The organism is Vibrio sp. 1151_11 (assembly GCF_029478525.1).
GTDB lineage: Bacteria > Pseudomonadota > Gammaproteobacteria > Enterobacterales > Vibrionaceae > Vibrio > Vibrio anguillarum.
The window spans coordinates 1-13639 of sequence record NZ_SHMN01000012.1 but is presented as its reverse complement, the minus strand read 5'-3'; the positions used below and the strand labels follow the sequence as shown (position 1 = coordinate 13639).

The 13639-nt window shown below is 44.8% G+C and carries 12 protein-coding genes and 1 riboswitch; of the genes, 5 read left to right on the top strand and 7 right to left on the bottom strand.

Going from position 1 to position 13639, the window contains the following annotated elements; translation table 11 throughout:
• The first annotated feature begins 18 nt into the window (after positions 1–18).
• Positions 19–852, top strand: a complete 834-nt coding sequence (locus EXZ60_RS10415) for a CPBP family intramembrane glutamic endopeptidase (protein WP_277435669.1) — start codon at positions 19–21, stop codon at positions 850–852.
• Positions 853–1040: 188 nt separating this feature from the next.
• Positions 1041–2552, top strand: a complete 1512-nt coding sequence (locus tag EXZ60_RS10410) for a M28 family metallopeptidase (RefSeq protein WP_170895300.1) — start codon at positions 1041–1043, stop codon at positions 2550–2552.
• A gap of 40 nt (positions 2553–2592) precedes the next feature.
• On the opposite strand, the gene maiA is transcribed toward EXZ60_RS10410, so the two are convergent.
• Genes maiA through hppD form a run of 4 tightly spaced genes read right to left on the bottom strand, consistent with a single transcriptional unit; the run spans position 2593 to position 6473 of the window.
• Positions 2593–3243, bottom strand: coding sequence for a maleylacetoacetate isomerase (gene maiA, locus EXZ60_RS10405; RefSeq protein ID WP_277435668.1), 651 nt, complete (start codon positions 3241–3243; stop codon positions 2593–2595).
• Positions 3240–4253, bottom strand: coding sequence for a fumarylacetoacetate hydrolase family protein (locus EXZ60_RS10400; protein ID WP_277435667.1), 1014 nt, complete (start codon positions 4251–4253; stop codon positions 3240–3242). The genes maiA and EXZ60_RS10400 overlap by 4 nt, the downstream gene beginning before the upstream one ends.
• A 23-nt stretch (positions 4254–4276) precedes the next feature.
• Positions 4277–5407, bottom strand: coding sequence for a homogentisate 1,2-dioxygenase (locus EXZ60_RS10395; protein ID WP_017042493.1), 1131 nt, complete (start codon positions 5405–5407; stop codon positions 4277–4279).
• Positions 5400–6473, bottom strand: coding sequence for a 4-hydroxyphenylpyruvate dioxygenase (gene hppD, locus EXZ60_RS10390; RefSeq protein ID WP_013856844.1), 1074 nt, complete (start codon positions 6471–6473; stop codon positions 5400–5402). The genes EXZ60_RS10395 and hppD overlap by 8 nt, the downstream gene beginning before the upstream one ends.
• 559 nt (positions 6474–7032) lie before the next feature.
• Between hppD and EXZ60_RS10385 the strand changes: the two genes are divergently transcribed.
• Complete coding sequence (locus EXZ60_RS10385; RefSeq protein ID WP_277435666.1) at positions 7033–8139, top strand: M20/M25/M40 family metallo-hydrolase; 1107 nt, start codon at positions 7033–7035, stop codon at positions 8137–8139.
• Positions 8140–8207: 68 nt separating this feature from the next.
• On the opposite strand, the gene EXZ60_RS10380 is transcribed toward EXZ60_RS10385, so the two are convergent.
• Positions 8208–8942, bottom strand: a complete 735-nt coding sequence (locus EXZ60_RS10380; protein WP_017042490.1) for a hypothetical protein — start codon at positions 8940–8942, stop codon at positions 8208–8210.
• Positions 8943–8961: 19 nt separating this feature from the next.
• Complete coding sequence (locus EXZ60_RS10375; protein WP_010319274.1) at positions 8962–9120, bottom strand: hypothetical protein; 159 nt, start codon at positions 9118–9120, stop codon at positions 8962–8964.
• Positions 9121–9478: 358 nt separating this feature from the next.
• Positions 9479–9572, top strand: a riboswitch (glycine riboswitch).
• A gap of 123 nt (positions 9573–9695) precedes the next feature.
• On the opposite strand from EXZ60_RS10375, the gene EXZ60_RS10370 reads away from it, so the two are divergent.
• The gene (locus EXZ60_RS10370) at positions 9696–11075 is read left to right on the top strand and encodes a sodium:alanine symporter family protein (protein WP_277435665.1); all 1380 of its coding nucleotides are present in this window, start codon (positions 9696–9698) and stop codon (positions 11073–11075) included.
• A gap of 67 nt (positions 11076–11142) precedes the next feature.
• Here the strand turns inward: EXZ60_RS10370 and EXZ60_RS10365 are convergent, their stop codons facing one another.
• Complete coding sequence (locus EXZ60_RS10365; protein ID WP_277435664.1) at positions 11143–11781, bottom strand: LysE family translocator; 639 nt, start codon at positions 11779–11781, stop codon at positions 11143–11145.
• A gap of 220 nt (positions 11782–12001) precedes the next feature.
• Between EXZ60_RS10365 and EXZ60_RS10360 the strand changes: the two genes are divergently transcribed.
• The gene (locus EXZ60_RS10360; protein ID WP_277435663.1) at positions 12002–13483 is read left to right on the top strand and encodes a carboxypeptidase M32; all 1482 of its coding nucleotides are present in this window, start codon (positions 12002–12004) and stop codon (positions 13481–13483) included.
• The last annotated feature ends 156 nt before the right edge of the window (positions 13484–13639 follow it).

The following is a 13639-nucleotide window of genomic DNA, read 5'->3' as shown; positions in this document are numbered from 1 at the left end:
TTTCCTAAGGTACTCTCTATGATACTTGACTCATCGTTATGGATTTGGATCCCGCTGCTTTTTGCCGTTATCTTCAGTTTTCAAAAGCAGTTACGTCCAGCATTCGCCTTGCTAGCACTGTCGTTAGTGGGCGGATGGTTCACAGACCGATTATCGTTAATGGCCCTGCTGTATGTCGCCATTGGATTATGTGGTGCTTATTACATTCCACAACTGAAAGGCCGCTGGAAATGGTTTGCTCATGGTGCGTTGCTATTATGGGCAATTGCACTGCTGCTGCATGCTATTCCTGGTTTTAATAATCCTAAAGTGTTGGATAATGTGGTTGCTGGTGCAAATAGTGCCCCCTTTCGTCTCTACTTGAACCTAGATAAACCTATGGTATTTTTTGCTTTGCTACTCGCTTGGCCGCCACTCCTTGGCAACCATCAAACCATTCGTTGGGCCGCGATCGGTAAAGTGTCGATTCCTCTTTTTGCTTTGCTTTTTGTCGCATGGGCGCTTGGCGCGATTAAGCCCGAGTTATCTTTACCGACTTGGTGGTGGCTCTTTGCTCTCAATAATTTGCTTTTAACCTGTGTGGTGGAAGAAGCATTTTTCCGGGGCTATTTACAAAAAGCCGTTAGTGAAAAATTCGGTCTATGGCTAGGTATTGCGCTCGCTAGTATCCTATTTGGTCTTGCGCATTTTTCTGGCGGCGTGACTTTGGCGCTATTTGCCACATTAGCCGGTATTGGCTACGGCGCGATCTATCATCTAAGCGGGCGTTTATGGACGGCTGTACTCTTCCACTTTCTCTTTAATTTTGCTCACCTTATTTTCTTCACTTATCCAGTATGGGTACCGCGTTAAAACCTTTAAGCCAGCTGAAGTTTTCGCTGGCTTTTTTCTTTTTTCAGTCGATGAAATACCTTATTGATAGTTTAGTGACAACCGTTATGAACAACTGAGTATAAAACGAATTGTTCTCATTATTCCTATTTTTGGCCTAGGGTTTATGGTCAACGTCATGTTGATAATAATACTCCAGGGAGGAGAGAATGAACCAGAAACAAACGTTATTGGCGATTGCGCTAGCAGGCTGTTTCAGTACCGCTTATGCAGAAGAAAAGGTGTGGATTTCCATTGGTGGTGACGCGACGCAAACGGCGCTTCGCTCTGGAGCCCAAAGCCTATTACCTGAAAATCTTATCAATCAAACATCAGTATGGGTTGGGCAAGTACCAGTAAGCGAGTTGGCGACGCTTTCACATGAAATGCACGAAAATCATCAGCGATGTGGTGGTTATATGGTCCACCCTTCTGCACAAAGTGCGATGAGTGTCAGCGCAATGCCGCTGAATCTAAACGCTTTCAGTGCACCAGAAATAACTCAGCAAACCACCGTTAACGCTTGGTTGCCATCAGTATCAGCGCAACAAATCACCAGTACCATCACCACCTTAACCCAGTTTAAAAATCGCTTTTATACCACCTCGACTGGTGCTCAAGCATCGAATTGGATTGCAGATCATTGGCGCTCACTCTCTGCGTCACTGCCCGCAAGCAAAGTAGAACAAATCACACATTCAGGCTACAACCAGAAATCGGTAATGCTCACAATTACAGGCTCTGAAAAACCTGACGAATGGGTGGTGATTGGCGGGCATTTAGACTCGACACTTGGTTCTCGAACCAACGAAAGCAGTATTGCGCCGGGTGCGGACGACGATGCATCAGGTATCGCGGGCGTGACAGAAATCATCCGTTTGTTGTCTGAGCAAAATTTTCGTCCTAAACGCAGCATCGCTTTCATGGCTTACGCTGCTGAAGAAGTGGGCCTTCGAGGTTCACAAGACTTAGCCAATCGTTTTAAAGCCGAAGGTAAAAAAGTAATGTCTGTGATGCAGTTAGACATGACTAACTACCAAGGTTCACGCGAAGATATTGTGTTTATGAGCGATTACACCGACAGTAATTTTACCCAGTATTTGACACAACTATTGGATGAATATTTACCGTCATTAACCTATGGATTTGATACCTGTGGCTATGCCTGCTCTGATCATGCCTCTTGGCATGCGGTTGGTTACCCAGCTGCGATGCCTTTTGAATCCAAATTTAATGATTACAACCCTAATATTCATAGCCCGCAAGACACTCTGCAAAATTCCGACCCAACAGGATTTCATGCGGTGAAATTTACTAAACTTGGATTGGCTTATGTGGTTGAAATGGGTAACGCCTCAACACCGCCTACACCGAGCAATCAACTGAAAAATGGCGTACCTGTGAACGGTTTATCGGCCAGCAGAAATAGCAAAACCTGGTATCAATTCGAACTGCAGGAAGCGGGCAACTTGAGTATTGTATTGTCAGGGGGAAGCGGCGATGCCGATTTATACGTTAAGTATCAAACTGATGCCGATCTACAGCAATACGACTGCCGTCCTTATCGCAGTGGCAATAATGAAACGTGTCAGTTCTCCAATGCTCAACCGGGCCGCTATTCTATTTTGCTGCATGGATACAACAATTACAGCAATGCAAGTTTAGTGGCGAATGCTCAATAAACAGCGCAAAGAAAAGCCAGCCGCAAGGCTGGCTTTTCGATTAACTCTCAGCATCGGGCTGGTTTTCTGGTGCAGCGGCAATAAACGCCGGATGAGCACGAAGCTCAGCAGTGATTTGTTTGATGATCGGAAACTGCGCCATATCAAGATTAAAGCGCTCCGCGTTATACACTTGTGGTACTAAACAAACATCCACTAAGCTCAGTTGATCACCAACACAGTACTCCCCTGATACTGTCGCCAATTTCTTTTCCAAAGCATGAAAACCGATAGCTATCCAATGCCGATACCAGTCTCCTTTTTGACTTTCATCCACGGCCAGTTCACGCGTTAAATATTGTAAAACTCGTAGATTGTTCAGTGGATGAATATCAATAGCAATGTCTTGCGCCAGTGCTTTAACCTGATATTTCTCTTTACCTGATAGCGGAACCAAACGTACTTGGGGATACTGGTCATCCAAATATTCGATGATGGTTAACGACTGAGTAATGCAATGTCCGTTATCTTCCAGTACCGGAATTAACTCACTCGGGTTGAGAGCGCTAAACTCGGCTGAATGTTGCACTCCGCCCTCCTTAACTAAATGGATAGCAATCGACTGGTAATCGAGCGCCTTGAGGTGAAGTGCGATGCGTACTCGGTAAGCGGCTGAAGAGCGCCAATACCCATATAACTTGAGGCCACTCATGACCCTTTCACCACGCGTTGATCGATTAAACCAAACAGGCTGTTCCCTTTATCATCACGCATTTCTAACGTTATCCTGTCACCAAATTTCATAAATTCGGTGCTTGGTTTACCGTCCCGAATGGTTTCAATCATCCGCACTTCTGCAATGCATGAATAACCGACTCCCCCTTCAGCAATCGCACTGCCAAAATCGGTTCCCTGTTTATTGGAAACTGTACCAGAGCCAATAATAGTGCCCGCGCACAAGGGGCGCGTTTTTGCTGCGTGAGCAATTAACTGTGGAAATTCAAACGTCATGTCCACGCCAGCATTGGGGCAACCAAATGGTTTATTGTTATAGGTTGATAGCAATGCCAGGTTGAGTTTTCCGCCGTCCCAATGGCAGCCTAGTTCATCGGGTGTCACAGCGACAGGAGAGAATGCTGAGGACGGTTTGGATTGAAAAAAACCAAATCCTTTAGCAAGCTCTTGAGGGATCAAACCACGCAGCGATACATCGTTAACCAACATCACCAATCGAATCGCTTGCGCCGCTTCACTTGGGGTTGCACCCATTCTGACATCATCGGTGATCACGGCCACTTCGGCTTCAAAATCAATTCCCCATGCTTCATCTTGCATTTGAATATCATCACGCGGTCCAAGAAAAGCATCCGAACCACCTTGATACATTAACGGATCACTCCAGAAACTTTCAGGGATCTCCGCTCCTCGTGCTTTTCGTACTAACTCGACATGGTTGACGTAAGCAGAACCGTCGGCCCATTGATACGCTCTAGGCAGCGGCGAATGACACAAGGTTTGATCAAACAGCATCTCTTGCAGCAATTCGCCTTCATTCAGCGCCGTATAAATTTCGCTGAGCATCGGTGCGGTTTCCTGCCAACGGTCTAAGGCTTGCTGTAAATGCTCGGCAATCTCAGGCACAGCAACGCATTTTGATAAGTCATGGCTGACCACTACCAATAAACCATCTCTTGTGCCGTTTTTTAGCGTAGCTAACTTCATGTCACTTCCTTATTCTTATTCGTTTATTCGCTCTTCCAACTGTAGACGTACTGTTGATTTTCAACCTGCTGCGCCGCCTCACTAAAGTGTAATGCATGCCGCGTATCAATCATCACTGCCACTTCATCGGTAAATTTTTTCTTATGCTCTTGCCCAGCTTGGAACGCTTTCGGATGTGGGCCATGGGTAAACCCGGCAGGATGAAAAGTGACCATGCCAGCTTCAATATTATCGCGGCTAAAGAAATCACCCGCATGGTAGAAGAGCACCTCATCGTAATCATCATTGTTATGATAAAACGGAACCTTTAAAGCGCCGGGGTCACTCTCAATCGGCCGAGGCACAAAGGTGCAGACCACAAAACCTTGGCCAACAAACGTTGTGTGAGCGGAGGGCGGCAAATGATAGCGATGCGACATCAACGGCCGAATGTCTCGCCAGTTGAGTTTCACCACAGAAAGATCACCGTGCCAACCTACTGCATCCAATGGGTTAAATGGATAAGTAATGACGCTGATTTTCTCATGACGTTTTAAATGAACTTGGGTGGTCTTTTCTGAATACTGCGCTTTAAACTCTGGATTAATCGACGGGACTTGCAAAACCGCAGGATCGAATATGGCGTGGTTCCCTACTAGCCCTTTTTCTGGCAAAGCATACGCCGCATCCGTATTCTCTATCATTAGAATGAACATCGGCTCACTTGGCTCCAGCCGCCAATTGGTTGAGCGCGGGATCAACACATAATCCCCTTGTGAAACGCTCAAGTGTCCGTAATCGCAATAAAAATCAGCGCTTCCTTGATGAATAAAAAGTAACTCATCACCATCGGCGTTACGCACTAAATGATCCATCGCTTGAGCCAGCTTCCATACTCGGACTTTACATTGTGCATTATGCAATAGATGCGGCACGCTCCATGGTGAACTTTGCTTGGCTTGCTCGATCAAATTAAAATTAAAGGCTCTCGGCCTTAACTCACCTTGCCATTCACTCCACCCAGTCGGTGCATGTTGGTGATGGAAATGGGCCGCAGGGCCAAAAAAACCACTGCGCCCTGCTTCTCTTTCATAGATAGCCTCTTGCGGGAAGTCGGCATGAGCTTGGTTTGAACATACCCCTTCCCGATGAGGAAATGTGATCCATTTATGCATCGCTGAGTACTCCTCGCCGAATTTGATCTTCTTCAATCGACTCAAATAACGCTTTGAAATTACCTTCCCCGAACCCTTCATTGCCTTTGCGTTGAATGATCTCAAAAAAGACTGGGCCAATGACGGTTTGAGTAAATATTTGCAGCAAAATTCCATCTTTCATCGGTGCACCATCAATCAGGATCCGCAGCGCTTTTAACTGATCAACATCTTCTTGATGCCCTTCAACTCGATCACTGACTTTTTCGTAGTAAGTATCCGGTGTCGGCATGAAATCCATCCCTCGCTCGCGCAGAGTACGTACCGTCTGGTAGATATCATCAGTGGATAAAGCGATGTGTTGGATCCCCTCACCATTGTATTCACGAATAAACTCTTCTATTTGTGATTTATCGTCAGACGATTCATTGATTGGGATGCGAATTTTGCCGCAAGGCGCTGTCATTGCGCGGCTAACTAACCCAGTTAGCTTCCCTTCAATATCAAAATAGCGAATTTCACGGAAGTTACCAATCCGCTCATAAAAGCCAGACCAAATGTCCATGTGGCCTTGTTTGACGTTATGCGTTAAGTGGTCAATTTCGAACAAGCCAACATTGGCGTCGGTCATTCGTTGATTAGCATCGGCATAGAACTTGAAATCCACATCATAAATGCTCTGGCTACCATAACGATCGACAAAATAAAGCAAGCTATCGCCAATTCCATAAATCGCAGGAATGCTCAGTTCCATTGGGCCAATTTGTGTTTTGTATTCTCGCCCGCCATTTGCCTGCACATGCTGCATGGCGACAGATGCATCATGAACGCGAAACGCCATCCCACACACTGAAGGTCCATGCACTTTGGCAAACGCTGCAGCTTGGCTATGGGGTTGAGAGTTAACGATAAAATTGATATCCCCTTGACGATATAACCACGCCTCTTTTGAGCGATGTTTGGCTATCTCAGCAAAGCCAAGAGAAGTAAACAGCTCTTTTAACTGCGCGATTCCAGCGGGATCAGCCGCGGTGTACTCCACAAATTCAAAACCGTCTGTTCCCAATGGGTTAAATGTTGAGGTCATCTCACGCTCCTTTTTTGTTAACGCTTGTGTTGAGTATTGCGAACATGGCGTAATTTTCAGCAAAAATGAACCCTATAACAAAAAACGGTTTAGCGGAGAACAAATAGTGTCAATGTAATTAAAATGTTACACAAATCTATTAATGAGCAGTAGGATAGTAAATTAGCGAATTTCACAGAGATGATTTGTTTTTACTTGACTGAATAGTAAGCACTTTTACTTAATTGACCACGTTAATCACAAGTCAATCATAACCAGTTGCTCAGTAAGATAAATAGCACAGCGTAACATTTTAGCTACATTTATCAAAAGCCGACACTGCCTCCGGCAAAAAACACACAATCGGGCGAGGTGTTAGGCACACATGATTTTTATATGTCGAGCTACACGAACAAAACATTAGCCCAACACAAGTGAATCATTAAGTTAAAAACAATAGCCATTGGCTATATATAAGTGAAAAATTCGGTTGTTTTGTCGTGCTTCTTTGATTTATCGCAGAACATCGCGTCATCCACACGCGATATGGTATGGCTTCTGTTTCCTACGAGATAACAAAATGACCATGATAAATGAACAGCGCTTGGTTGAGCACTTTCTACAACTAATTCAAATTGACAGCGAATCGGGTAACGAAAAACAGATTGCAGAAACGCTGTCTGAACAATTGGGTGAGCTTGGTTTTTCAGTCCAAAAACTGCCCGTACCTGAACATATTTCCAATGGCTTTAACCTTTATGCTCGCCTAGCAGGACAACTCGATGACAGTGTCGTACTGAGCTGTCACATGGATACCGTCAAACCGGGGATTGGCATTACACCCGTCATTGAAAATGGCGTCATTCGCTCTAACGGTGAAACCATTTTAGGCGGCGATGACAAATCGGGTATTGCGGCCATTATGGAGGCGATTCGAACGATTAAAGCGCAAAAACAACCTCATAAAACCATTGAAATTGCATTCACCGTCCATGAAGAAGGCGGGCTACAAGGCTCCAAACACTTTGATATGTCTCATATTCAATCGGCTAAGGCGATTGTACTCGACACTGGTGGTCCAATAGGAACCATCGTTAAAGCCGCCCCTGGGCAGCAAAAAATCATCGTTAATATCAAAGGCAAACCCGCACACGCAGGCCTTGCTCCTGAAGAAGGTATTAGCGCTATCGCCGTCGCAGCCGATGCGATTACCCAAATGAAATTGCTGCGTATTGATGAGGAAACCACGGCGAATATCGGCCTTGTTCATGGCGGTGGCGCAACGAATATCGTCATGCCTGATCTTAGAATTATCGCTGAAGCCCGCTCATTGAATGATGATAAGTTGAGCCTACAAGTTGAACATATGGTGTCAACCTTTCAGGCCGCGGCGCACAAGCATGGCGCGCAGGTTGAGATTGAATCTACTCGTGCTTACAACGCCTTTGTATTGGATGAAGAGCATCCGCATATCGCTGCGATCAAAAAGAGCTTTGAATCGGTTGGGATTGCACCAAAAACCAAACGTACTGGTGGAGGCAGTGATGCAAACAACTTTAACGAAAAAGGATTAGTGACCGTCAATTTGTCAACGGGCATGGCTAAAGTTCACACCACCGAAGAGTATATTGCGATCAATGATATGGTGAAGATTGCAGAATTCCTAACAACGTATTTGACCGAATAAGCCTTACGATAAAACAGGCCTCATTTTCGCGAGGCCTGCTAAAGAAACATTGGTGGGATTTGTATAAATTATAAACCTATATTTTCCGTTAACGCTTTGATTTGTTCTAAATCCATGCGGTGAACTTGGATCATCTGATCGATTTGGCTAATTCTTGAATTCGCTTCATCTTGCTTATCACATGCGTCTGATTTTGCATCCCACGACTTACCTTCTAAGTAGACATCACAATCGATTTTGAGCGTTTTTAGCTTCGGTACTAAACTTTCTTTCTCTTTTTGCAGCGCTTCTAGCTCTTGCTTAATTTTCAATTCACGTTGGAACAGTTCGCGTGAACGTTCAAAAATCGTTGCCTGCATATCGGCTTGCCGATTTAATTTAGAATTTTTGTTCTCAACTTGCGCTAGTGCATTTTCCTGTGTATTAAGTTTCGCTTGCAGCGCTTTATTTTCTGCCATTAATGCTTGGTATTGGCTTTGCGCTTGATCCAGCTCTTGTTGATACTGCTTTTGTTGCTCTTCTAATGCTTGTTGAAGTTTATTTGCTACTTCAGCGTCGACACTGGCGACTTTTAATTGCACTTTTTCAGCTAATTGGCTTTTATCTTGGGTGAGCTGTTCATATTTTTCTTCTAGCTGATGGTATGTTTTTTGCCAGTTATTCGTGGTGATACTTGAACCGATTAAGCCACCTAATGCTAACCCCAACACCCCTGCTAACGCGATGTAGACGTAGGTGCGCTTGTCTCGTTCTTCAATCACTACGACATCGTCTTGTGCATCAATGTCCGTCTGTTTGTTCACTCTTTCGCTCCTATCTATCTCAGCGAGTTAATTCAGTAATCACAATTGAGGCAGCATAAATGACAAAAGCAGTGAGTAAAGAAACCACCACACCTTTTTGCAACTTTTCGTTGGTACGATAACGAATAAAAATAAAAGCAATGGCGATCAATAAAATAATGGTGATGAGTCGTGTCATTAGCCTATCCTCTCACGTAGTGTATATCATTTATAACACGCGATAAGTCAGAAAAAAGTAGAACAATCGACAACAAGCGTAAAGTTTTCACCCCTCATCCTACGTTTACGTCTATAAATGGTTAACAAACCACCAAACGGCAGCAAATTGAGATCAAAAGCACAATTTTTCTTGTCTTGAAAAACGCTTTATGTAACATATCTCGCCTTGATGGTAAGCGCACTTATCATCAGTTCCGATGAAGACTGCAGGAGAGTAGCCTTAGTTTATTCAAAGTATGAGTAAACAGGCTCGCCGAAGAAGTAAATCTTTCAGGTGCTAATGCTCTCTCTTATGAGAGCTGGCGAGGACTGTAGTTGGAGGAACCTCTGGAGAGAACCGTTTAATCGGTCGCCGAAGGAGCAAACCCTATTTGGGGTGAAACTCTCAGGCAAAAGGACAGAGGAGTGGAAAGTTACAATCATAAATAGGTGTGGTTTCTTCACCACTGGCCTGCTGTGATCTTTTTGTGGGATCTTTTCAGATTACTGCCCTTTCCCTCTTCTCCTTAACTGTCGTTTTATTAAGGGGAACTAATGAACAACCTGCAATCTATTCTTGAATCTATAGACAATTTTGTCTGGGGACCACCACTTTTAATTTTATTGGTCGGTACAGGCATTTATTTTACGTTTCGTCTCGGTCTTATCCAATTTCGACATTTACCTACCGCACTTAAGATGGTGTTTAGTAAAGACAAAGACGCCGGTAAACAAGGCGATGTATCAAGCTTTGCCGCCTTATGTACCGCACTTTCCGCGACGATTGGAACCGGTAATATCGTTGGCGTAGCGACAGCGATTAAGCTCGGTGGGCCGGGCGCGCTATTTTGGATGTGGTTAGCCGCGCTGTTTGGTATGGCGACCAAATACGCTGAATGTTTACTGGCAGTAAAGTATCGTCAAGTGGATGACAAAGGCCAAATGGTTGGTGGCCCGATGTATTACCTGCAATATGGCGTGGGCTCGCGAACTTTGGCGGTTTTATTCGCTCTATTTGCCATCGGCGTCGCTTGTTTCGGCATCGGTACATTCCCACAAGTCAACGCGATTTTAGATGCTACTGAAATCTCTTTTGGTGTGTCACGCGAAATATCAGCAGTGGTTCTAACGCTGTTAGTCGCATTTGTCACGGTCGGTGGTATTCAATCAATTGCTAAAGTGGCTGGGAAAGTGGTACCTACCATGGCCCTTTTTTACATCCTTGCGTGTTTGAGTGTGATCATCAGCAACAGCGATCAATTACTCACGGCTATCAGTTTAGTTATCACTTCTGCCTTCACTTCCACAGCCGCTACTGGTGGTTTCTTAGGAGCGAGCATCATGCTAGCGATTCAATCAGGGATTGCGCGCGGTGTATTTTCTAATGAATCTGGTCTTGGCAGCGCGCCAATGGCCGCGGCGGCAGCGAAAACTGACTCTTGCGTAAAACAAGGGTTGATTTCAATGACTGGTACTTTCTTTGACACCATCATTATTTGCACCATGACCGGGCTTGCGCTGATCTTAACTGGCGCATGGCAAAGTGATTTTTCTGGTGCCGCTATGACAACCTATGCATTTGCCGTGGGCTTAAATGCGCAAACCTTGGGCCCGATGATGGTCTCTATTGGTTTGATGTTTTTTGCTTTTACGACGATTTTAGGCTGGAACTATTACGGTGAGCGCTGCGTGGTGTTTTTGTTTGGCACCAAAGCAGTGATGCCTTATAAGCTGATTTTTATCGGTTTGGTGGCATCAGGGGCGTTCTTGCACCTTGATATGATTTGGATTATTGCTGATATCGTTAACGGTTTAATGGCTATCCCTAATCTGATCGGATTAATCGCATTACGCCATATTGTGCTTGAAGAGACCAAGCTGTTTTTTGAAAAACAGTCAGCACCTTTTACGCGTGATGCTCAAACCCAACATTAATCGTTTGCCAGCCGATAAGCATGTGGCAGTGCTTATCGGCAACTTTAGGTGACTAAAGAGCAACTTCTTAAGCCGCTTCATCTTCTAGTAGCAATTTCACCCCAAGCGCAACGAGCACAACACCTGTAGTCCCTTCCATCCATTTCATAAACGACGCATTCTTGAGTAAGTTTTTTGCAAAGCTCAATGCGCCCGCTAAACCGCACTGCCAACACATAGCGATAACAAAATGAATGGCAGCCATCAAAAGCGATTGCAACAACGGAGAATATTCTGGGTTAATAAATTGTGGCAAAAATGCGAGATAAAATACCGCCGTTTTAGGGTTCAACACATTGGAAAGAAAACCTTCACGCAATGACCGCTTCAGCGTGAATTCACTGTGTGAAATGGCCGTAACCTGCATACCTTGGCTATTTTTCAGCAACGCTTTTAAGCTGGATAGTCCCAGCCAAATTAAATACGCCGCACCAATCATTTTAACCACATGAAACAGCTCTGCCGATTGTGCCAAAATCGCCGAAATACCGACGGCGGAAAAGATCGCATGCACAAATAGCCCCATGCAAATACCCAAACTTGTTATGCTGCCGTCAGTGAACCCTGCTCGTGATGTGTTACGAATCACCAGCGCCGTATCTAGCCCTGGAGTTAGCGTTAATATAGTAATTGCGATCAGAAAGGCTTCAACGTTTTGGATATACATACCCGTCCTTGTATAAAATAAATGTCATCGTTTGCCTTTTTATACCTGAGCTCTTTTATAAAGTCTTTAACAGTTTTCACTGGATAAGAAAATAATGAAATCCCCTCAGCTTTGTCGGTTTGGGTCACGCTCTTTCACCTTGATTGACTTGGATGGCCTTGGTTAGACACTTAATGGTTGCTACACTGACTTCTCTTTTACGTCACGGAAGGCTAATTCCATGGATGCATTCAATCAATTAGTTCAACATTCTAAGAAAATTTCACATTTCAATCATTTAGCGGCTATTTGTGGCTGGGATCAAGCCGCAGTAATGCCCGCTGGCGGCGCTCAAGCTCGCTCGGAAGCGATGGCGCAATTGTCCGTTCATATTCATAGTTTACATACTCAACCTCAATTGGCTGAATGGTTTGATAAAGCACAAAATGAACCATTGAACGACGAGCAAAAAGCAACTCTGCGTGAGCTCAAACGCCACTGGCAGCAGGCAAACGTACTGCCTGAAGCTTTGGTGCAAGCGAAATCTCTTGCTGGTTCAAAGTGTGAACATGCTTGGCGTACCCAACGCAGAAACAATGATTGGGTCGGTTTTGAGAAAAACTGGGCTGAGGTGGTCACACTCTCACAGCAAGAAGCGCAGATCCGCGCTGATGCTACAGGTTTAACGCCTTATGATGCGATGCTCGACCTTTACGAACCGGGTACAACCACTCAATCATTGGACGCTGTTTTCAGCGATGTTAAAACTTGGCTGCCAACGTTAATCGATCAAGTCATAGAGAAGCAGCGCGCCGAAGAGATCATCATACCGACTGGCCATTACCCTGCTGAAAAGCAAAAGGCGCTAGGCTTAGAAGTCATGAAATTGCTTCAGTTTGATTTTGAACACGGTCGCCTTGATGAAAGCGTTCACCCTTTTTGCGGCGGTGTTCCAACCGATGTTCGGATCACCACTCGTTATAATGAGTCGGAGTTTATTCAGTCTCTAATGGGCATTGTCCATGAAACGGGCCACGCACGTTATGAGCAAGGCTTGCCTAAACATCTTGCTGGTACACCAGCAGGAGAAGCGCGTTCGATGGGTATTCATGAATCTCAATCGCTCTTCTTTGAAATGCAGATGGGGCGCAGTGAACCCTTTATTGAGCACTTAGCCACCCTAGCCGCCCGCTATTTTTCAGGTAGTGAAGATAGAGTATTTGCACAAGCGAATTTCCAGAAGATCTACACTCGCGCTGAAAAAGGCTTTATTCGTGTCGATGCCGACGAGCTCACTTATCCAGCGCATGTCATTTTACGTTATGAAATTGAACGTGATTTGATCAATGGTCATATCAAACATACCGATGTGCCTGAGCTATGGGATCACAAAATGCAGGCTTACCTCGGCCTTTCTACCCAAGGAAATGACCAAAACGGTTGTATGCAAGACATCCACTGGACAGATGGAAGCTTTGGCTACTTCCCTAGTTACACGCTGGGTGCTATGTATGCGGCCCAGTTTATGGCAGCAATGAAGAAAACGGTGGATGTTGATGCCGCCATTCGCAGTGGTGATTTATCACCAATATTTACTTGGCTTGCCGATAATATTTGGCAAAAAGGTAGCCTATTAACAACCGATGAATTGGTGAAACAAGTGACTGGAAATGTGCTTAACGCTCAATATTTCCAAGACCACCTAAAGCATAGATACCTTTAGCGCCAAACTTAAAAAGCAGCTTAAATCGCTAATGCCGATCAGTTAAGGCCAAAGTGATCGGTTGAACGATCCTTCAGAGCTGTCAAAATCCAAGTGTATTTAATGCACTTGGATTTTTTTATGGATGTTTCTCAAGCTCTAAACATAATTAATGAT